Raw genomic sequence first — 20,943 nt, 5'->3', positions numbered from 1 at the left:
TTACAGCATGTTGGGTGGCTTTACAAAAGATTTGGGAATTGATCTGGGAACAGCGAATACACTGGTATATGTCCGCGGAAAAGGAATTGTAGTTCGAGAGCCTTCCGTTGTGGCTATCCGTACCGATACGAAGACCATAGAAGCCGTAGGCGAATCTGCCAAAAAAATGATCGGCCGCACACCGGGCAACATCCGTGCGATCCGTCCTATGAAGGACGGCGTTATCGCCGATTTTGACACGACCGCTACAATGATCAAATACTTCATCCGCCAGGCGCAGAAGCAGCGCTCCATGTTCCAGCGCCATCCGAATGTGATGGTATGCGTGCCTTCCGGCATCACGGCGGTAGAGCAGCGCGCCGTTGAGGACGCGACGAAGCAGGCGGGCGCGCGCGAGGCCTATATCATCGAGGAACCGTTCGCCGCAGCGATCGGCGCCGATCTGCCGGTATGGGAACCGACGGGCAGCATGGTTGTCGATATCGGAGGGGGCACGACGGAGGTTGCTGTCATTTCGCTCGGGGGCATCGTAACAAGCCGTTCGGTGCGCGTGGCCGGCGATGAAATGGACGAGTCAATCATTCAGTACGTCAAGCGCCAATATAATCTGATGGTCGGGGAACGTACGGCTGAGCAGCTCAAGATGGACATCGGCTCCGCGCTGCCGCTGGAGAAGGCGGAGACGATGGAAATTCGCGGCCGCGACCTCGTAACCGGTCTTCCCAAGACGCTGACCATTACCTCGGACGAGATATCCGAAGCGCTGAACGATACCGTGAACGCCATCATTGAAGCGGTCAAGGTAACGCTTGAGAAATGTCCGCCGGAGCTTGCGGCCGACATTATGGACCGCGGCATCGTGCTGACGGGTGGCGGCGCGCTGCTGCGCAATCTGGATAAGCTTCTGGCCCGCGAGACCGGCATGCCTGTCATCGTCGCGGAGAACCCGCTGGACTGCGTGGCGGTCGGCACAGGCAAAGCCTTGGAGAATATCCATCTGTTCAAAACCCGGGGCAGCGGATCTCGCTCCAAACGGTAATAAATAGGCGGAGGACGAAGAACGGAAGAACTCTTACGCGGGAGAGAAAACGGTTGTTAGAGGGTGTTGAAACTGTTTAAGCTGTTAAGCAACAAGCGGCTGTTCATACTGTTAATTACGCTGGTGCTATTCATTGTGGTCATGGGCTTCTCCCTCGGAACCCGAAAATCGCTCTCCTGGCCGGAGAATTTCGTCAGGGATACGACCGGTTTTGTGCAGAATGTGTTCTACAAGCCCGCTGGATTCATAGCGGGCTTGTTTGAAGATATCGGCAACCTGAAGAAAATGGCCGAGGAGAACAAGCAACTGAAGATTGTCGCTGCGCAGTATACGAGGGAGAAGGCAGAATATAACCAGATTAAGGCAGACAACGAGCGTTATGAGAAGCTGCTGCATTTCACACAGGCACAGACCAATAAATACAACTACGAATATCATTATGCACAGGTCGTAAGCCTGACAACGGAGCCCGGCAACAGCACGCTTGTCATTGATCTGGGCTCCAGGGACGGAGTTAAGGCGAACATGTCGGTCATTTCGGAAAAAGGGATGGTCGGCATCATTAGCCAGGTTAGTAATTTCACTTCTACAGTGAAGCTGCTGACGATGATGGACAGCAGCGATCCGAATTCGCAGCCGCCGATCGCGGCCACGGCAATGAACAAGATCAACCAGACATTTGGCATGGTCGAGAGTTATAACCAGCAGACCGGACGGCTGATTATGACACGCATTGCGGCGAACGATCCGATTGCCAAGGGAGATACCATTATCTCATCCGGCATTGGCGGAGTGTATCCCCGCGGTCTTACAATCGGCACTGTGGACAGCGTGAGTGTTGGAGAATACGGGCTGACTCGAACGGCGATCATTAAGCCCGCAGCCGAATTTGAAGACTGGAAGCAGTTGCTCGTTGTATACACGCCCGAGGAGGCAGGGCAGTGAGCGGGCGCAAATCAGTCCTGATCGTGCTGCTGTTTCTGTTATTCGTAATGGAAGGAACGGTACTTCCCTGGCTGATTCCGAACAGCTGGGCGACGCGGATCATTCCGAATGTGGTACTTATCATTCTGTTATTCGTAACCGTCTATCATCACCGGCATACAGCTCTGGTGCTGGGCATCTGCTTCGGCATGCTGCATGATGTAGTCTTCTACGGGAGAATCCTTGGAGCCCACTCGTTCGCCATGGGCGTCTCGGCCTATTTGATCGGGCTGATCTTCCAGCTGCCGCGGGCTCCGCTTCCGTTGATGATGACGATTATTATGCTCGGAAGTTGGCTGAACGACAGTATTTTGTACGGAATTTATCATACGTTCAAATTGACCCAGGACTCTTACGACTGGGCCCTGATGCATTATATGCTTCCTACCATGCTTATTCATTTCGCCCTTGGGCTCGCTCTCTATATCCCTGTTCGCCGGCAGCTGGAGAAGCTGTCCAGACCGGTGCGCAAGGAAGAGAAGGACTGAAGCCGCCGCATTTTCTCCGCCACAAGCAGGAACTAGAGGGCTTCGGCGCGAATGAATGAGGATGGGGGGAGGGTCATATGACAGTTAAATCCAAGCATGTGCGGATCAAAGGCATCAAGGACGGCCTGGTCTTCCTATTAGATGACAAATGTCCCTTTGAAGAACTGCTCGGTGAGCTCCGCTACAAGCTGGAGCACAGCCATCAAAATATTCTCACAGGTCCCATTGTGCATGTGGACATCAAGCTCGGCAGCCGGCAAGTCACCGAGGAGGAGAAGGAAGCCGTCCTCGATATTTTGCGGGGTCAGGGCAATCTGCTGATCCGGTCGTTCGAAGCGCAGGAAGCGCCTCAGGAAGAACCTGTCGGCTCGCTTTCGACGTTGAGTGGTATGGTTCGCTCCGGCCAGGTGCTGCATCACAGGGGTGATCTGCTTTTTCTGGGCGATGTGAATCCCGGAGGGGCCATAACCTGCACCGGCGACATTTATATTCTCGGCGCGCTTCGGGGCATGGCTCATGCAGGCATGGAGGGCAATGAAACGGCAGTTATCGCAGCATCTCTGATGGCTCCGACGCAGCTGCGCATTGCCGAGGTCATCAGCCGGCCTCCGGATGAGTGGGAGACCCGGGAGAGCAGCATGGATTTCGCTTTTTTATCGGACGGCGTGATGCAGATCGACAAGATCCATAACCTTGTCAAGCTGCGTCAGGATTTAAATGTGTTTAAAGGGGTGTAGCCTCATGGGAGAAGCGATCGTAGTAACCTCCGGCAAAGGCGGTGTGGGCAAGACAACCACAACGGCCAATATTGGAACCGCGCTGGCGCTGCAGGGGAAGAAAGTATGCCTTGTCGATACCGATATCGGGCTGCGGAATCTCGATGTCGTTATGGGACTGGAGAACCGGATCATTTATGATCTTGTGGACGTTGCCGAAGGCCGCTGCCGCCTGAATCAGGCGCTGGTCAAGGACAAACGGTTTGACGAGCTCTATATGCTGCCGGCTGCCCAGACCAAGGACAAGACCTCGGTTTCGCCCGAGCAGGTCCGGGATATTGTGCTGGAACTGAAGAAGGAATACGAATACATTCTGATTGACTGCCCGGCTGGCATTGAGCACGGCTTCCGCAACGCGATAGCCGGAGCGGACAAGGCAATTGTGGTGACGACGCCGGAGAATGCGGCAGTCCGCGACGCCGACCGTGTCATCGGGCTTCTGGAACAGTCGGAGGTGGAGTCGCCAAGACTGGTCGTTAACCGGATCCGGCCAGGCCTCGTGAAGACCGGGGACATGCTGGATGTGGAGGATATTCTTCAGGTGCTGAATATCGATCTGATTGGCATCGTTCCGGATGATGAACTTGTCATCAAGGCCGCCAATATGGGGGAGCCGACGGTCATGAACCCGGACTCGGGGGCCGCTATCGCCTACCGCAATATCGCCCGCCGCATTTTGGGCGATTCGGTGCCGCTTATGCAGCTTGACCGCAAGCCCGGAACCTTTAAGAAGCTGAAGAAATTTTTTGGACTCGGCTGAGACGAGCCCTTCAATCCACTGATCATACGGCTTAACATGCATACAGCCCGCGTCTTTCATGTACGTATACTCACACGAAAGACGCGGGCTGTATTTTTGTGGAGGACGTCACTCTCCCTCTATCGTCATCAGAAGTCCGGCTGATAGTTGGCCATGCCGATCGAGGCGGTTAGAAGTCAGGCCGTCGGAGGGCCTTGAACTTCAGATTTCCGTGGCGCTGTTCTGCCATAAGCAGGCACATCGCCACGCGGCCAGCCGAACCACTCCGAGGGCGAGCGGTGAGACGCCGGATGACGGGGCCAACCTCTGCACCGTACCCGTAGTACCACACAGAACCGCGGCAAGCAGCACGGCGATGGCCGGTAATTTAGCGTTCACACATTCATACAACCTCCCCGTTATACCTTGGTGCTTAGAGCAGTAAGAAAGTTCCCTTAATTAACTGAGCGTAGGAACGGGAAGGGAGCCGGTTATTCCGAAGTAAGAAACAGGAGTAGTTAAAGCTCGAAAGGATAGGATAGCCGTGCAAGTCCTCCGCACTCCATCCTCCTTTCGCTCCCTTAATAAATCGACATGTTTATAGCAGATTTCCATCCGGTTCTAAACAGGCTTACTGAGCTCATAGAATGAGAGCAAACAAGCCCGCCGGAGGGATCAGTATGGGTTACAAAGCAAGGGATGAAAAAGATCGCAAAGATATCCGGGATTGGCGCGGCCATAACCGCGATACCACCGGAGAGTCGTTCTTCAAAGCTCCGGGGAGTCCGGGAATCGAGGACTGGCGGAAACGCGTTGCCGGAGAGAACGGAGAGCCTGACCCCGAGAAAGCCTGGAAGACCCGGAAAATGGATTGGGAAGACGAAGGGAACCTCAACAAGCCGAGGTTTTGGCAGGGATTGATGCGGCGAATGATCGCAAGCGCACTTCTTTTTGGCGTGGTCTGGGGCGTGTTCCTGATCAAGCAGCCCTGGGCGTACCGTGTGCAGGATGTGGTGGCCGACGCGCTGAACAAGGATATGAATTTCGCTTCCGTCCGGACCTGGTATGACCGTTATTTCGACGGCGCTCCCGCCTTTATCCCGATGTTCGAAAATGGGGAGCAGCCCGCCCGCAAAGTCACCGCCGCCGGCAGACTGACCGCCCCCCTGACCGGAAGCATCGTCAGACCGTTCGCCGTTTCGCTTAAAGGGATCGAAGTCGTTCCTTCCTCGGAGACGGGACCCGGCGTGACAGTGAAGAGCATCGATATCGGAAGAGTGCTGTCCGTAACAAAAGAGACCGGAGGGGGAATCAGAGTAGCGATTCAGCATACGGGGGGGCTAACCGCCGAGTATGGCCACCTGAGCGGGACGAAGCTGAAGGCGAATGACTGGCTGGAGAGCGGGGATACCGTCGGATGGCTGCAGGAGCCGGCAGGCGCTTCGGCCAATCTGCTGTATTTTTCACTGATGAAGGATAAGAAGTACGTAGACCCCACGGAAGAGATTACCTTTGATTAGGCTAAAAGGCATTGCCTTCTCCCTGCATCCGCTGTTCGTTATCATCCTGCTGCTGTCGATTGTCACCGGACAATTCCTCGAACTGATCACGCTGTTCGCCATTGTGCTCATCCATGAGCTCGGACATGTCTGGGCTGCCGAACTTGCCGGAGCCTCCGTCAAATCCGTGCAGCTGCTCCCCTTCGGGGGCGTGGCGGTTATCGAGGATAACGGCCGTCTTACCGCCTTCCGGGAGATCGGCATCGCCATAGCCGGGCCGCTTCAGAATGTCCTTCTGATCCTGGCCGTGCTGCTGCTGAAAGCCATAGGCTGGGGAAATCCGGCTTTCATGAACTATTTGATTCACGCGAATTTGATGATCGCCTTGTTCAATCTGCTGCCCATCCTTCCTCTTGACGGGGGCAAAATCGTACAGGCTGCCGTCAGCCTCCAGGTCCCTTATTATTCGTCGCTGCTCTGGTGCGGCAGGGTCAGCGTCGTCTTCAGCGCCGCGGTGGGCGTCTATGCGCTGCTGCCGCTGGAATACGGCGGAGGTCTCCGGTTGAATCTGCTCCTGATCGCCGGATTTTTGCTCTATTCCAACATTACGGATCATCGTAATCTGCCGTACCGGTTCCTTTCTTTTTTGATGAAAAGGGAGATTTTGTACGAGCAATACCGGGACAAGGGGAGTCCGGCCAGTCCGATTGTTGCTTCTTATGCGAAACCTTTGGATGAGATATTGCGTCTATTTAAGCGGAACCGGTATCATTTAATCTATGTGCTGGATGCCGAGGGGAGCGTGACGGCCGTTGTGCCGGAGCAGCGTTTGCTCTCGTCTTATTTTGGAATGTGAGAACCAGAGGTGAAGCCATGAAACAAATGATCGTTCACTGTTCGGAGCAAATGACCCGTATGGCCCTTCTGGATGAAGGGAAGCTTGTAGAATATGCCGCCGAACACGGAGGACAGGAAGGACTGGTAGGAAGTTATTACAAAGGGAGAGTAATCAATGTGCTGCCCGGTATGCAAGCCGCTTTTGTCGATATCGGACAGAAAAAGAACGCATTTCTATATATAGACGACGTGCTGCATCCGCATCTGGAGAAGCAGCCTCTCGTGAAGCCTTCCATCGATACGCTGCTGCATCCGGGGCAGGAAATTGTCGTTCAAGTCCGAAAGGAGCCTCGCGGCGGAAAGGGGGCCCGGGTCACGACGCATTATACGCTGCCCGGACGTTGGATGGTTTATATGCCATCTGCCGAGTATGTAGGTGTCTCCAAAAAAATTGTCCGCGATTCCGAGCGGAATCGGCTCAAGGCGCTGGGCGAACGTCTGCGGAAGGACGAAGAGGGCCTTATTATGCGCACAGTGGCGGAAGACGAGCCTTCGGAAGCGGTGGAAGGCGACCTTGAACTGCTTCGGGCGCAGTGGAAGGGAATTATGCGCAGGGCCGCTGGGGCCGAGGCTCCTGCGCTTCTGCACCGTGATCTCAGCATTGTCCAGCGTTTTATCCGGGACGCCTTTGACCCGAAGCAGGACGAGCTTATCATTGACTCGGCTCAAGCTGCCAAAGAGGCTGAAGAGTTTCTCGAGGATATGGCTCCCGGCCGCTCCGGCGCAGTCAAGCTGGACGAGACCGGCGATTCGGTCTTTGTCCGTTACCGGATATGGGACGAGCTGAACCGCAGCTTCGCCCGCAAAATCATGCTGGACGGCGGAGGCACGCTGATTTGGGATGAGACCGAGGCGTTCACCGTTATCGATGTCAACACAGCCCAGTACACAGGTGGTTCAACGCTGGAGGAGACGGTGACGCGGACGAACCTGCTAGCGGCTGAGGAGATCGGCAGACTGATCCGCCTGCGGGATACCGGCGGTATTATTATCGTCGATTTTATCGACATGGAGCAGGAGGAGCACCGCAGGCTGGTTACTGACAGGCTGGAAAGCGTGCTGGCGAAGGACCGAACGAAGACGCATATTTTGGGCTGGACCCGGCTGGGTCTCCTGGAAATGACACGTAAAAAAGCGCGCCAGACATCCGGCGTCGTCCAGATTCCCTGTCCCTGCTGCGGTGGAACGGGACGGAGCGTAACGCCGGATTTTGCGGCGGAGGACTAGCGGCTTAAAGGCTGTAGCCTGGTTTTGGATTGAAGCTTGACCTTTGATTGGACGTTTGAGATTTGGTTTGACTGAAGAATGGTTTTGTGTTACTATCATCAAGTATGTGTTGGTAGAGTGCCATCACATGCTGTAACCGCTCCGATCAGGTACTCCAAGCGCGGTCCTTTCAGGACAGCCACCTGGATTAGGCGAGTCTGAGACATGAGGAGGTGCAACTAGCATGTATGCAATTATTGAAACTGGCGGCAAGCAATACAAAGTTCAAGAGGGCGATGTATTGTACATCGAGAAGCTGAACGCGGAAGACGGAGCAAGCGTAACGTTTGACCGTGTCCTGGCTGTATCGAACGAAGGCGGTCTGACGGCGGGTACTCCGCTCGTAAGCGGCGCTTCCGTAACGGCGAAGGTGGAGAAGCATGGTAAGGGTCAGAAGGTTGTCGTATACAAATACAAACCGAAGAAGAACTACCACAAGAAGCAAGGCCATCGTCAGCCATACACGAAAGTAACGATCGAGAAGATCCAAGCGTAAGAAGGTGCGTTGAATGATTAACGTACGCATCACACGTTCTTCTCCCCAAGGATCGATTATCGCTTTCGCTGTAAGAGGCCATGCCGAATACGACAGACGGGGAAGAGATATCGTATGCGCCGGCGTTTCAACGGCTACGGCCGGAACGGTGAACGCAATCGAGACCCTCACCGGAGTCGTGCTGGATTCTACCATGAAGGACGGTTTCTTAAGCGCAACGATGGTTCCTATCGATGATGCAGAAACCGCAGCGAAAGTCCAGCTTCTGCTGGAGTCCATGGTCGTTATGCTGGGTATTATCGCACAATCGTACGGTAAGTATATCAAAATACAGGAAGTTACTCTTTAAAAGAAGGAGGTAGACAGCATGTTGAAATTTGATCTTCAGCTCTTCGCATCGAAGAAAGGTGTAGGTTCCACAAAGAACGGTCGTGACAGCCACGCGAAACGTCTTGGCGTTAAGCGTGCCGACGGTCAAGCCGTTACTGGCGGAAGCATCCTGGTTCGTCAGCGCGGAACGAAAATTCACCCTGGTACGAATGTGGGCATCGGCAAGGACGATACCCTGTTCGCCAAAGTGGACGGCGTTGTGAAGTTCGAGCGTCTGGGACGCGATCGCAAGAAAGTGAGCGTCTACCCGGTAGAAGTCGCTCCGGTAGCGGCGGCTCTGGAAGTCTAAGCTCACCTGCCATAACTGGTTAGAAGCCCCCGGCATGAAAGCCGGGGGCTTTTTTAAGTGTCGAAGCGTCCCACCGTTCCCGCCACATTCACAGACCGGTCCGCCCTGAATTTCTTCCTCTTTCTGGTGAATTCGCGGGATTTCGTATGGTATACTGGGTAAACATGAGGTAGTTCGGCCTGCGGCAGGCGTGGATCATTCACGAACGTAAGAGGGACGGGGTAAATGATGAAATCCTGGAAAATGGCATTGGGTATTTCGATGGCATCGCTCGCGGTGCCGGCCGCAATCGCCTGGATCTGGCCCACGCGCTGGGCTGGTCTGCTGGCTGCGGCATGGGGCGCAGGAGCAGTGTTGGCCTCCGCACGTGCGATTTGCGCGGATGGCGAAAGAGAACGCCAACGGCAGGAACGCGCGCTTCAGCAGGCGGCGATCCGGACATTGAATCACCATCGCCATGATTGGATGAATGATCTCCAGGTCTTATACGGATACATTCAGCTCAACAAGCCTGATAAATCGGTGCAGACTGTGGAAAGAATAAAAGAACGTATCGCGCTGGACAGCCGCATATCCAAGCTGGGTATCCCCTCTCTCGTCTTCTTTCTCCAATCCTACCGTACGGTGGGCGGAAATCTGGAGCTGAACGTTGAAGTAGAGGAAGGGCTTCAGCTCGGGGATAAGCTGTCTCCCGAAGCCGGTGAGGAGCTGACCTCGGCGGTGATCGGAGCGGTCAGAGCATGCCAGTTTGGAGGGACGGGGCTTTCTGGAGAGCCGCGTCAGCTGAGTATTTCGTTCTGGCAGGAAGACGGGGATGCCGTAGTCGCTTTCTGTGCAGAAGGTGAAGGCCTTAAAGGCGGAGCGGGTTTCCGGGAACTTGTTGTAAAAAATACAGTGCAGAGCAAGCTTGTCCGGAGAGAGAGGTCCGGGAACAACCGGATGGATTTGGAGCTTCGCCTGCCGATCGGAATGTAAGTAAGGGAAGGTGAGATATCCATGTTTGTAGATAAAGCCAAAATCTACGTCAAAGCCGGTGACGGCGGCGACGGTCTGGTGGCTTTCCGGCGCGAGAAATACGTGCCGGAGGGAGGTCCTGCCGGCGGTGACGGCGGCAGGGGCGGCGACGTGATCTTCCGTGTGGATGAAGGTCTGCGCACGCTGATGGACTTCCGCTACCAGCGGCATTTCAAAGCCCAGCGGGGAGAGAAGGGCCGCAACAAGAGCCAGCACGGCGCGGGGGCTGACGATATGATCGTCCGCATTCCGCCGGGAACCGTACTGATTGATGACGATTCCGGCGAAGTAATCGCCGATATGACCCGCCACGGCCAAGAGGTTGTCGTGGCCAAGGGCGGCCGCGGCGGCCGTGGCAACATCCGGTTCGCCACCCCGAACAATCCCGCTCCGGAGCTTGCGGAGAATGGGGAAGAGGGGCAGGAGCGCTATGTGGTGCTGGAGCTGAAGGTCATGGCCGACGTTGGCCTGGTCGGCTTTCCCAGCGTAGGCAAATCCACGCTGCTGTCTGTCGTTTCCGCAGCCAAGCCCAAGATCGGAGCTTATCATTTCACGACGATCACCCCCAATCTCGGAGTGGTGGATGTTGGCGACGGCCGCAGCTTTGTGATGGCCGATCTGCCGGGACTGATCGAAGGCGCCCATGAGGGCGTGGGGCTTGGCCATGAATTTCTCCGCCATATCGAACGCACGCGGATAATCATTCATGTGGTGGATATGGCCGGTTCGGAGGGACGAGATCCCTTTGACGACTGGGTGAAGATCAATGACGAGCTGAAGCTGTACAACGTCGGGCTTGCCGAACGGCCGCAGATTGTCGCAGCCAACAAGATGGATATGGAAGAGGCCGAGGCGAACCTGGCTTCCTTCCGCGAGCGTGCCGAGAGCGTCATCCCGAATCTTGAGATTCTGCCGATCTCTTCGCTGACACGCCAAGGCATTCAAGAGCTGCTCTACCGCGCCGCCGATCTGCTGGATTCCATTCCGCAGGCGCCGGCCGTGGAAGAGGTTACGGAGAGCAACGAACGCAAAGTGTACAAGCTGAAGCCGACAGAGGACGATTCGTTCACTATTACCCGGGATAACGAAACGTATGTTGTTCACAGCGAGAAGATCGAGAGAATGCTGAAGCGCATGCAGCTGAATTCGCATGACGCCATTTTGAAGCTGGCCCGGACGCTTCGCCATATGGGTGTCGATGAGGAGCTGCGCAGACGCGGCGCCGTTGAGGGCACGATTGTCCGGATCGCGGACTTTGAGTTCGAATTTGTAGAGAACAGCAGCTACTATTAAGCAGCGAGGTAATTTGGATATAATCAAGCAGGATCGGCGCGTCTTTCCTTCGGGGATGGCGCGCCGGTTTTTTGTGTTATGGTCAGCGAATTATTCCCATTTGAACAAGCGAAGAGATATGCCCACACAAATCACAGCAAGTACAAACATTATAGTTATGGGAAGGATAACGCTCTCCATTGGCATGTCAAGCGACGCGGCCTTCAACATCTTGATGCCCTGTGTCAGAGGCAATAGATCAGCCGCTTTTTGAAGCGCCCTAGGCATGACTTCGTAAGGCAAGGTAGCTCCGGAAAAAAGGAGCATCGGAAAATACAGCAGGCTGGCAGCAGCACTTGCCGCTTTCATGTTTGGTGCCAGCCCGCCCACCAATAGCCCTATACTGAACATGGATACCATGACCAGTAAATATGCGCCGATAAAGTGCAGCCACGAGCCATGATGCTGATAACCGAAGAACATAGCTGCAGTCATGTAAACAAGGATCAGCGAAACGATGGAATAGAGCGCATAGACGGCAATCTGTACGGCTAGTATTAGGGCAGGACTGGTTGGCGTTACTTTAAATCGTATTAGAATCCTCCTGCCCCGGTAATCGGATACCACTAATGGAAGTCCCATCACTCCCCCGGCACAAATGGCAATTGTCGCCACCGCACCAAAAGATTGCTCCAGGAAGGTATATGCCGCGCCATTGAAAGCTGGTTTATTTCCGAACACCGCACCTAAAATGATCACGGCGACGACAGGCATGCAGATTGCAAAGATGAACATGTCCATCCCCCTCAGAGACAGTTTACATTCTGCTTTGAGCAGCGCCCTAAATGCTCGCATTTTCTTTCTCCTCCTCGTCTGTATACCACAGATAAGCATCCTCAAATTTCTCATAAGGACTGGCCGCAACCGCTTCTCGCACTGTCCCGTGGAATATGCTTTTCCCGTTTTTCAGAATCATGATTTTGTCGCAGAGGGTTTCCACCTCATCCATGAAGTGAGAGGTCAACAGAATGGTTAACCCTTTTGCTTTTAAGTCGGAAAGGCTTCTCCATACATCGCGTCTGGCTCTCGCATCAAGCCCGGTAGTCAACTCGTCTAAAAATACAACATCGGGGTTTGGGATTAACGCTAGAACGATGAACAGCCGCTGCTTCTGTCCTCCCGAAAGCTCTTTCACATAGCTTTTCAGCTTGTCTGAAAGCCCAAATTGCTGCAGCAGGTCCCTATAATCCGTCGCTGTTTTGTACAGGGATGCAGTGACCTCGCAAAGCTCCGCCACCTTTATTTTGTCCTGGTAATTGGCTTCCTGAAATTGAACGCCGACTCTCTCGAATAGTTGCTTTCGTTCTTTTAGCGGATTCATTCCCAAAATGGAGATCGTTCCGCTGTCCTGTTTTTTGGTGCCTAGCATACACTCAATGGCCGTACTTTTGCCTGCACCGTTTGCACCCAGCAAGCCGAATACCTCGCCATGGCAAATCGAAAGATTCAGATGATCAACCGCTTTGACGCTGCCGTAAGATTTGCTCAAGTTTTCTGCCTTGATCGTTGGTTCCACGTTATCAAATTCCTCCTTGATTTCTCTCTTTGCCTAAAAAAATAACACCACGGGAAAGTCTGGTGTCAAAGTGTAGGGTTTGCACTGTATTGTTCTTTCATTTTCTCAAGCTGAGTGAGCATTGCTTGTGCGTTTTTCTCGGCGTATTGCAAGGATGTAAGCAGTTTATCGCATACGGAGATAATGTCATCATCTTCTTCGGGTGTATCAATTGCCTCCCGTATGTCCGCTTTCGGATCACTGGTTACTGTATTTAGCATCCGTAAGATTGCTGCAAGGGAGTAGTTGGCACAGCGCAGGGAGCGTATAATTTTCAGCCGCCTGATATCCTCGTCGAAGTACACACGATAACCATTTTGCTTGCGCTTCACAGTCAGTAAACCGTTCATTTCCCAATTCCTTAAAGCGTCCATTGAGATTTGCAGAAGGTCAGCCGTTTCTTTTCTGGTTAAAATAGCGCCGCTCAGTTCTTGATATTCACCTGACAACAGCTTCTCTGTAATCGCAATGGCTTCTTCGGCGTTTCTTTGTTCTCTGGTTAATTGCTCGATATAACGCTCGGTCAAATGAATAGCTTTGTTAAAATTCAGGGCAGACGAGGCCTTGATCATATCAATTGCTTGTTTGCGAAGACCATTTTGCAAAACCTCGACTTGTAGAGCGGTCCTCGCAAGCTTCAGCTGCTCCACATGGAAATCTGTAAACACACGATAACCATTCGCTTTCCGTTCCGGCTTAGGGATAAGTCCAACTTCCTCATAAAGCCGCACCGTATTGGGATGAATCCCGAAGATGCGCGCTATTTCTGCCGTCCTATAAGTATTCATAAAACCGATCACCCCTAACTTCTCTGTTCACGATATCATCAGGAAAAAGTCTGGTGTTCTAATGGAGGGTTTATATTGTAACCAATTCGAACAATGACCACAAGAATAACTTTGTATCGCGGAAAAAGCATAACGGCAAGCTATGCAGTTCTTATATGCTTTGTCCTTTGCGGGGGAGGCCCTACTTGCGAAAAGTGAGTGTTGTCGCTTTAAAGCAAGAGTGCATCGGTTCTGTGAAAAGTATTGCAATTGCAGAGGAATCATTTTATAATGTCCACTATATGAAAACAAAAGTCTCCGAGGAGAGGACGTTTGTGAAAGAACGTTATTATTTGGTTCGTGAAGATATTTTACCCGAAGCGGTGCTGAAGACGATGCAGGTCAAGCAACTGCTGGAAGCCGGGGATGCCAAGACGGTGCATGAGGGTGTAGAACAGGTCGGTCTTAGCCGGAGCGCGTTCTACAAATACAAAGACGGCATTCATCTGATCCACCAGCTGGAGCGGGAACGGATCGTCACGATATCGATGGATCTGGAGCATGAGTCAGGTATGCTGTCCAAAGTGCTTGGCGCTGTCGCCGGGCATGGCGCGAACGTCCTGACCATTCATCAGAGCATTCCGCTTCAAGGTTGGGCCAATGTTGTTCTTTCCATCGAGATCACCCACTTGAACGACGAGCTTGGCGATATGCTGGACAGTCTGAAAGGAATGCCGGGAGTCAAGCGGGCCGCAATTGTGGGGCAAGGATAATCGCGAAAGGCGGCGCATGGCTATGACGATGTTGGTGAGAGGGATAAATACGTTAAGGGGGATTCAGATTCAAATGAAACCGGTGAAAGTAGGATTGCTCGGTCTGGGAACGGTCGGCACAGGTGTGGTGCGAATCGTGCAGGGGAACCAGGAGGATCTGAGCAGTCAAGTCGGCTCGCCGATTATCATCGAACGCATCGCTGTCAAATCGGCGGATAAGCCCAGGTCGATCGAGATCGATCCGGCGAAGCTGACCACAGACCCGTGGGAGGTTATACGCGATCCCGAGATCGATGTTATCGTGGAAGTAATGGGGGGCGTCGAGACAACCAAAGGGTACATACTGGAGGCGCTCGAACGCGGCAAGCATATCGTAACTGCGAACAAGGATCTGATGGCGCTGTACGGTGCGGAGATTCTGGCGAAGGCCCAGGAGAAGCAGTGCGATGTCTTTTACGAAGCCAGTGTGGCTGGAGGCATTCCGATTATTCGCACCCTGATTGAAGGGTTCTCGTCTGACCGAATTGTGAAGATCATGGGCATTGTTAACGGCACGACCAATTACATACTGACGAAGATGAGCCAGGAGGGGGCATCCTACGCCGATGTGCTGAAGGAAGCTCAGGAGCTTGGGTACGCCGAAGCCGACCCGACCTCTGACGTGGAAGGACTGGATGCCGCGCGCAAAATGTCCATTCTCGGAACGCTCGGCTTCCGTACCAATGTTGAGCTTCAGGATGTGAGCGTGAGCGGTATTTCCCAGGTCAGCAAGGAGGACATCCAGTTCGCGAAGCGCCTCGGCTATGAGATCAAATTGCTGGGCATCGCGGAGAGCAAGAACGATGAATTCAGCATCAGCGTTCAGCCGACCATGATCCGGGCGAGTCATCCGATCGCTTCCGTGAACGGGGTCTACAACGCCGTTTATGTGTATGGGGAAGCGGTTGGAGAGACGATGTTCTACGGCGCTGGAGCCGGCGAGATGCCGACAGCGACCTCGGTTGTCGCCGATCTCGTGGCGGTAATCAAGAACCTGAGACTCGGCGTGAACGGTCTGAAGCAGATTGTGCCGTACAAACAGAAGAAGCTGACAGGCGACGATCATATTTTCTATAAAAATTTCCTTCTGCTTCATGTAGACGACAAGGCGGGTGTGCTGGCCAAAATCACCCAGGTCTTCGCCGAATGCGACGTCAGCCTGGATTCGGTCGTGCAGCAGGCGAATCCGAGCAATCCGGATGCCGAGATTATTATCGTGACGCATAACGCCAGCAAAGCCAGCATGAACAAGGTGCTCCAGCGCTTCGAAGAACTTGAGGTCATCCGCCGGGTGAAGAGCCACTACCGCGTTGAGGGCTGATCCCGGGCTGTAGCCGGGAAGGAAATTATCTTTAAAGGAGACTTATGGGTTGTGAGAAATTCCGGAAGAGAAGATAATAGAGAATGTAAGTGTCATTTAGAAGGCTTCATGCCGGCTGACGCTCCAGCGAGGTGCCATCATGTCCAGTAATCGTAAATCCCGAGTAAGAGTCCCGGGAAGCACGGCCAATCTCGGCCCCGGCTTCGATACGCTGGGAATGGCGCTGTCGCTGTATGCCTGGATAGAAATGGCCGAAGCGGAGGATACGGTATTTCATCTGCACGGCGATGAGATGAAGAACGTGGCACAGGACAAGAGCAACCTGATCTACAAGGTTGCCCAGATTGTATTTGATGCTGCCGGTGTATCCGTGCCTGAGCTTGAGATTTCCATGTATTCGGAAATCCCACTCGCACGCGGACTGGGCAGCAGTGCGTCCGCCATTATCGGCGGTATGGTCGCGGCCAACGCCCTGATCGGCTCTCCGCTGGATGAGGCGGCGATCTTCGATATGGCGACCGCGCTCGAGAAGCATCCCGACAATGTCGGCGCCTCCCTGTTCGGCGGAATCATCGCCGCCGCCTGGGACGGCAGCCATGCGGATGTTATCCGCATCGAGCCGCCGGAAGACCTGGACACACTGGTCGTCATCCCGGAGTTCGAGCTGGCGACCTCGAAGGCGCGCCAGGCGCTGCCGACCGAGCTTGCGATGGCCGACGCCGTATACAACGTCAGCCGCTCATCGCTGCTGACCGGAGCCCTGGCCTGCGGCCGGCTCGATCTCATCGGCGCGGCGATGCGCGACCGCCTGCACCAGCCGTACCGGGCGCCGCTTGTGCCCGGCATGGAAGCCGTGCTGGCCGGAGCGACGCAGCACGGTGCGCTCGGCGTTGCGCTCAGCGGCGCCGGCCCGACGCTCATTGCGCTGGTGGACCGCAAGGAGTCCCGCAGAGATGAACTGGAAGCGTTCATGAAGGACACGATGGCGGTTCATGGCATTCAGGTGGCTTCCCGCTGGCTGTCGCCATGCAAGTCCGGTGCCGCTCTGCTGCCGGCATCCCCGGAAGGGATGCAAAATCAATCATTTTTGGATATGATAAAAGGAGAAGTACGTTCATGAAATCGATAGCCGTATTGCCGGAAGGGACGACATCCCATGAAGCTCTGCTGTATCTTATGAAGGGGGAGTCCTGCCGGCCGGCGTTTCACAAGCTGATATCGGATGTATTTCTGGCCACAGCAAGAGGGGAAGCGGATTACAGCGTCATCCCGATTGAGAATACGATTGAGGGCTCGGTCAGCATGCATATGGACTGGCTTATTCATGAAGTGGACCTGCCGATGCAGGCGGAATGGATTTACCCATCCATACAGAATCTGATCGTAAATCCCGGCGAATTCCGGAATGCGGAAGGCAAGGCTGATTACTCCGGCATAACGAAGATTCTCTCTCATCCCGTCGCGATGGCGCAGTGCGGTCTGTTTATCCGTGCGAATGCGCCTCAGGCCGAGCTTGAAACGGTCGGCAGCACCTCGGAAGCCGTGGAGATTGTGAAGAATAATCCCGGCAGGGGCTGGGCAGCCATCGGGATCGAGCTGGGTGCCAGAACGCACGGCCTTGAAATCATCGCTCCAAAAATCACTGATCACGGCAACAATTTTACCCGTTTCGTACTGGTCGGCCCCGAGAAGCTTCAAATCCCCCGGACTAAGACGGGAAGCAAGACAAGCGTGCTGGTAACGCTGCCGGAGGATTTTCCGGGCGCGCTTCATCAAGTGTTGTCGGCGTTCGCCTGGCGGAGATTGAACCTGTCGCGGATCGAATCGCTGCCGACCAAGAAGAAGCTGGGCGCTTATTATTTTTATATTGATGTGCTCGAACCGCTCGACTCGGTCCTTCTCCCTGCCGCTATTGAGGAAATCAAAGCCTTGGGCTGCATGGTCCGAATCCTGGGCTCGTATCCCACATACACCTATGAGGAAGAGAAAGCGGAGGTGCAGTAAGTTCATGTCAGAACAGTGGATTTATCTTGATGGAGAATATGTAACAAAGAAAGATGCTGTGGTATCCGTATTCGATCACGGCTTTTTGTACGGCGACGGCATTTTTGAAGGCATCCGGATTTATAACGGAAATATCTTTAAGTGTAAGGAACACCTGAACCGTCTGTACGATTCAGCGAAATCCATAATGCTCGATATTCCCCTGACTTATGATGAAATGCAGGAAGCGATGGCCGAGACGATCCGCCGCAACGACATGCGCGATGGTTATATCCGTCTGATCGTCTCCCGCGGTGCAGGCAACCTGGGTCTGGACCCGCGCCGCTGCCCGAAGGCGAGCGTTGTCATCATTGTGGAGCAGCTGGCTATTTATCCGGAGGAGGCGTACCTGAACGGTCTTCGCGCGGTTTCCGTGTCGCAGCGCCGGAACATTCCGGATGCGCTCAATCCGAAGATCAAGTCGCTTAACTACCTGAACAATATTCTGGTCAAAATCCAGTCCAACCTGGCGGAAGCGGACGAAGCCATCATGCTGAACGCTCAAGGGTATGTGACGGAGGGATCGGGTGACAATATTTTTATTATCAAGAACGGTGTCGTCTACACCCCGCCTTGCTATCTGGGCGCCCTGGAAGGAATTACTCGTCTGGCCATTATCGAACTGTGCGAGCAGCTGGGCATCAAGCTCAAGGAAGAGCCTTTCTCTCTGCATGATCTTTATATCGCCGATGAAGTGTTCTTCACAGGAACCGCGGCCGAGGTTATCGCCTGCCGGGAAATCGACGGTCGAAAGATTGGCGAAGGCCATGCCGGACCGATTACCCTCAAGCTGCTCGAGGAATTCCGCAAAGTGGTGGACAAGGACGGTTACAAGGTTTGGGAATCCTAGAATAAAAAATCTGACGCAACATCCTTCCATGCTGGCGTGCTTATGCCGCGTGGAAGGATTTTTTTTGCTTCCGGGAGGTCAATCGCCCATGGGCTGCATAAGATGTAGTAACCCAAGGAGTCGGAGACTGCTGCAAAACACTGCTTCGGAAGATGCAGCCCTCGCTGTGCTTCCAACCGATGCTGCCCTTTCCAAACAACGCTCCATCACATGATAGGAGGTAAAAGCTGCGTGAAAATCCATATTGTCAAACAAGGCGACACTCTGTATGAGCTGGCTCAAAAATATGGGGTGCCGCTGGAAAAACTGATCGAAGCCAATCCGCAACTAACGAATCCAGATGTTCTGAATATCGGTGACAAGGTGAAAATTCCTGTCCCGGCAAGTCCTGTTCCGGAGAGCGGCGAGCTGTACCATAAGCATACGGTCAAACAGGGAGATACTCTGTGGAAGCTGTCCAAGGCTTGGGGCATTCAACTGAAGGATCTGATCGAAGCGAATCCCCACATCAAAAATCCGGATGTCCTCAAGATCGGTGATGTTATCAATATTCCGAAAAAGCCTGCGGCTCCACCGGCTCATGTCGGAACGACCACCGGTTCGGTGGCTGAGAAGACGACGCCGGGCGGCAAAGCGTATACGGGACCGATCGAGCAGCCGCATCACAAAGCTCCGACCGCACCGATCGAGAAGGCTCCGACCACACCAATCGAGAAGGCACCGACTGCCCCGATTGAAAAAGCACCGACTGCGCCTATACCTCAGCCGGTTCCCGTGCCTGCTCCGCCGGTTACGGAAACCGTCCATACCGAGACGCAGAGCCTGTTCGTTCAGATCTCTGTTCCGGCCCAGGAGGCTGTTGTACTTCCTGAGGTCAAACCGGTTGAGCCGTCGTACTGCCCGCCGGAACCTCCGAAGTCTTTTTGCGGCTGCCCGCCCGTACCGGTCTGCGACAAGTCGTACGGATATCCGGGTATCACGGAGAACCCCAATTATTACGACTGCCCGACTGCCTATCCGATATACGAGAGTATCCAACCGACTCCTTATATGCCTGGCATGGTTCAGCCTGCCGGATTTATGCCGGGTGCCGTCCAGCCTTCCGGGTTTATGCCTGAGTCCATGGCGCCTTACTGCTATCCAGAGCCTACACTATATGCTCAACCCGCTCCGTTTATGGACTCTGCGGCTTCGCCCCAATTTTTCCCCGGCGTTGTACCGGGCTACAGCGCGGATCAATCGGCCGGAGGCTTCATGAACTTCCCGGCAGCACCGGAGGTATCGCCTGCCTTTGTCAGTCAGGCTCCCGCTATGCCCTGGCCTTCCTGCGGCTGTGGAGGAGACTACTCCGGCATTCAGCCCGTCCCTTATGCGCAAGGAGGTTTTGATGCTCCCGGCTATGGAAGCATGCCCGAATATTCGTCGCAGCCCGTTTTCCAACCCTCTTTTTCTGGCATGCCGCAATCTTATATGATGCCGCAGACTGCTGCGGACAGCTATCAGACTCCGATGGTTTCCGGGATTCCGCCTATTCCGCAGTATCCCGGCGCACAAGAAGGGATGATGCTGGATCGTCAGCCTGTGGAGACGGTTCAGGCCGCCGTAACAGAGATTCAAGATCCGGCGCCAGCAGCCGAAGAAACCCGGACGGCAGAGCGTTCCAAACCGAAAGTCAAGACATCCGCACGCAGTACGGAGACGAAATCCGGTAGCACATCCAAAAAGCAGACCGGAGCAAAAGCCAAAAATAACGGCGCCAAAAAGCGCAGAAACCCTTGGATCTCGGGATGATTCTCTATTAGGTATATGGGCTTAAACGTGCAGACTTTCACTTGAGAAGGTCTGCACGTTGTGCTGTTCAGGGACATAATCAGGACCATAGCCATTTTATGAAAGGGCTTTAGTAGAGGGTTCTGACGTTATTAAATTGGTAAAATTTACTCGTTGTGCTGGCGTCGATGATCATGTTATATTATAAATCCAGTCGCTGATGGCTTCCTTTGCAAGAAAGGCTGATTAATAAAAGTTTTAGACCTTATTAAAAAGATCTTGCATTGTCCTGGATGGTATGATATATTAGAGATCCGGTTGACAATTGGTCATCCGCACTGAAGAGTTAAAGCAAAGAAGCTTGATCTTTGAAAACTGAACAACGAGTGAGTATTAAATGAGAATTAATTTCTCGTCAGATTCAAAATGAGCAAATCAGCTTTTCTTTAATGGAGAGTTTGATCCTGGCTCAGGACGAACGCTGGCGGCGTGCCTAATACATGCAAGTCGAGCGGAGTGGTGAGGGAGCTTGCTCCTGAATCACTTAGCGGCGGACGGGTGAGTAACACGTAGGCAACCTGCCCTTCAGACTGGGATAACTACCGGAAACGGTAGC

The 20,943-nt window shown here is 53.9% G+C and carries 23 protein-coding genes, 1 rRNA gene and 1 other annotated feature; of the genes, 20 read left to right on the top strand and 4 right to left on the bottom strand.

What is annotated here, in order from left to right; genetic code table 11:
- The first annotated feature begins 7 nt into the window (after positions 1-7).
- From KIH86_RS15915 to minD, 5 genes are all read left to right on the top strand, one after another.
- Positions 8-1,039, top strand: a complete 1,032-nt coding sequence (locus tag KIH86_RS15915; protein ID WP_223083783.1) for a rod shape-determining protein — start codon at positions 8-10, stop codon at positions 1,037-1,039.
- A 63-nt stretch (positions 1,040-1,102) separates the two neighbouring features.
- The gene (mreC, locus tag KIH86_RS15910) at positions 1,103-1,984 is read left to right on the top strand and encodes a rod shape-determining protein MreC (protein WP_223083782.1); all 882 of its coding nucleotides are present in this window, start codon (positions 1,103-1,105) and stop codon (positions 1,982-1,984) included.
- Positions 1,981-2,511, top strand: coding sequence for a rod shape-determining protein MreD (mreD, locus tag KIH86_RS15905; protein WP_223083781.1), 531 nt, complete (start codon positions 1,981-1,983; stop codon positions 2,509-2,511). The genes mreC and mreD overlap by 4 nt, the downstream gene beginning before the upstream one ends.
- A gap of 77 nt (positions 2,512-2,588) precedes the next feature.
- Complete coding sequence (minC, locus tag KIH86_RS15900) at positions 2,589-3,248, top strand: septum site-determining protein MinC (RefSeq protein WP_223083780.1); 660 nt, start codon at positions 2,589-2,591, stop codon at positions 3,246-3,248.
- 4 nt (positions 3,249-3,252) lie between these two features.
- A complete protein-coding gene (minD, locus tag KIH86_RS15895; protein ID WP_223083779.1) occupies positions 3,253-4,047 on the top strand; it encodes a septum site-determining protein MinD in 795 nt (264 codons plus the stop codon).
- 201 nt (positions 4,048-4,248) lie between these two features.
- Here the strand turns inward: minD and KIH86_RS15890 are convergent, their stop codons facing one another.
- On the bottom strand, positions 4,249-4,425 hold the full coding sequence (locus KIH86_RS15890; RefSeq protein ID WP_223083778.1) for a hypothetical protein: 177 nt from the start codon (positions 4,423-4,425) through the stop codon (positions 4,249-4,251).
- A 281-nt stretch (positions 4,426-4,706) separates the two neighbouring features.
- Here KIH86_RS15890 and KIH86_RS15885 point away from each other — a divergent pair, with 281 nt between their 5' ends.
- The 8 genes from KIH86_RS15885 (at position 4,707) to obgE (ending at position 11,170) form a co-directional block, all read left to right on the top strand.
- A complete protein-coding gene (locus KIH86_RS15885; protein ID WP_223083777.1) occupies positions 4,707-5,546 on the top strand; it encodes a peptidoglycan DD-metalloendopeptidase family protein in 840 nt (279 codons plus the stop codon).
- On the top strand, positions 5,539-6,381 hold the full coding sequence (locus KIH86_RS15880) for a M50 family metallopeptidase (protein WP_223083776.1): 843 nt from the start codon (positions 5,539-5,541) through the stop codon (positions 6,379-6,381). Before KIH86_RS15885 ends, KIH86_RS15880 begins: the two co-directional genes overlap by 8 nt.
- A 17-nt stretch (positions 6,382-6,398) precedes the next feature.
- Positions 6,399-7,649, top strand: coding sequence for an Rne/Rng family ribonuclease (locus KIH86_RS15875; RefSeq protein ID WP_223083775.1), 1,251 nt, complete (start codon positions 6,399-6,401; stop codon positions 7,647-7,649).
- 124 nt (positions 7,650-7,773) lie between these two features.
- Positions 7,774-7,858, top strand: a sequence feature (ribosomal protein L21 leader region).
- A gap of 14 nt (positions 7,859-7,872) precedes the next feature.
- Positions 7,873-8,184: a 50S ribosomal protein L21 gene (gene rplU / locus KIH86_RS15870; protein WP_223083774.1), complete on the top strand. Its 312-nt coding sequence runs from the start codon at positions 7,873-7,875 to the stop codon at positions 8,182-8,184.
- 13 nt (positions 8,185-8,197) lie between these two features.
- Entirely contained in the window at positions 8,198-8,533 is a 336-nt protein-coding gene (locus KIH86_RS15865) for a ribosomal-processing cysteine protease Prp (protein ID WP_223083773.1), read from the top strand.
- Between the two features lie 18 nt (positions 8,534-8,551).
- Positions 8,552-8,863 (top strand): 50S ribosomal protein L27, encoded by a 312-nt coding sequence (gene rpmA, locus KIH86_RS15860; RefSeq protein ID WP_223083772.1) that lies wholly within the window; start codon positions 8,552-8,554, stop codon positions 8,861-8,863.
- A 243-nt stretch (positions 8,864-9,106) separates the two neighbouring features.
- Entirely contained in the window at positions 9,107-9,838 is a 732-nt protein-coding gene (locus KIH86_RS15855) for a Spo0B domain-containing protein (RefSeq protein ID WP_235775443.1), read from the top strand.
- A 21-nt stretch (positions 9,839-9,859) separates the two neighbouring features.
- Positions 9,860-11,170, top strand: coding sequence for a GTPase ObgE (gene obgE, locus KIH86_RS15850; RefSeq protein ID WP_223083771.1), 1,311 nt, complete (start codon positions 9,860-9,862; stop codon positions 11,168-11,170).
- Between the two features lie 90 nt (positions 11,171-11,260).
- Here the strand turns inward: obgE and KIH86_RS15845 are convergent, their stop codons facing one another.
- The 3 genes from KIH86_RS15845 to KIH86_RS15835 form a co-directional block, all read right to left on the bottom strand.
- Complete coding sequence (locus KIH86_RS15845) at positions 11,261-11,944, bottom strand: ABC transporter permease (protein WP_235775442.1); 684 nt, start codon at positions 11,942-11,944, stop codon at positions 11,261-11,263.
- 46 nt (positions 11,945-11,990) lie between these two features.
- Positions 11,991-12,725: an ABC transporter ATP-binding protein gene (locus tag KIH86_RS15840; RefSeq protein ID WP_223083769.1), complete on the bottom strand. Its 735-nt coding sequence runs from the start codon at positions 12,723-12,725 to the stop codon at positions 11,991-11,993.
- A gap of 65 nt (positions 12,726-12,790) precedes the next feature.
- Positions 12,791-13,564, bottom strand: coding sequence for a MerR family transcriptional regulator (locus tag KIH86_RS15835; protein ID WP_235775441.1), 774 nt, complete (start codon positions 13,562-13,564; stop codon positions 12,791-12,793).
- A 302-nt stretch (positions 13,565-13,866) separates the two neighbouring features.
- Here KIH86_RS15835 and KIH86_RS15830 point away from each other — a divergent pair, with 302 nt between their 5' ends.
- The 7 genes from KIH86_RS15830 to KIH86_RS15800 form a co-directional block, all read left to right on the top strand.
- A complete protein-coding gene (locus tag KIH86_RS15830) occupies positions 13,867-14,304 on the top strand; it encodes an ACT domain-containing protein (protein ID WP_038697963.1) in 438 nt (145 codons plus the stop codon).
- 73 nt (positions 14,305-14,377) lie between these two features.
- The gene (locus KIH86_RS15825) at positions 14,378-15,664 is read left to right on the top strand and encodes a homoserine dehydrogenase (RefSeq protein ID WP_223083767.1); all 1,287 of its coding nucleotides are present in this window, start codon (positions 14,378-14,380) and stop codon (positions 15,662-15,664) included.
- A gap of 139 nt (positions 15,665-15,803) precedes the next feature.
- Positions 15,804-16,784: a homoserine kinase gene (thrB, locus tag KIH86_RS15820; protein WP_223083766.1), complete on the top strand. Its 981-nt coding sequence runs from the start codon at positions 15,804-15,806 to the stop codon at positions 16,782-16,784.
- Positions 16,781-17,668: a prephenate dehydratase gene (pheA, locus tag KIH86_RS15815; protein WP_223083765.1), complete on the top strand. Its 888-nt coding sequence runs from the start codon at positions 16,781-16,783 to the stop codon at positions 17,666-17,668. The genes thrB and pheA overlap by 4 nt, the downstream gene beginning before the upstream one ends.
- Before the next feature lie 4 nt (positions 17,669-17,672).
- Positions 17,673-18,557 (top strand): branched-chain-amino-acid transaminase, encoded by an 885-nt coding sequence (gene ilvE, locus KIH86_RS15810; RefSeq protein ID WP_223083764.1) that lies wholly within the window; start codon positions 17,673-17,675, stop codon positions 18,555-18,557.
- Positions 18,558-18,788: 231 nt separating this feature from the next.
- Positions 18,789-20,348: a LysM peptidoglycan-binding domain-containing protein gene (locus KIH86_RS15805; protein WP_223083763.1), complete on the top strand. Its 1,560-nt coding sequence runs from the start codon at positions 18,789-18,791 to the stop codon at positions 20,346-20,348.
- Between the two features lie 425 nt (positions 20,349-20,773).
- Positions 20,774-20,943 (top strand): 16S ribosomal RNA (locus KIH86_RS15800); the annotation flags it as partial.

Origin of the sequence: Paenibacillus sinensis, from assembly GCF_019904155.1 — a bacterium.
Taxonomy (GTDB): Bacteria; Bacillota; Bacilli; order Paenibacillales; family Paenibacillaceae; genus Paenibacillus_AQ; species Paenibacillus_AQ sinensis.
The sequence above is the reverse complement of the archived record's forward strand: the minus strand, read 5'-3'. Positions and strand labels throughout refer to the sequence as shown.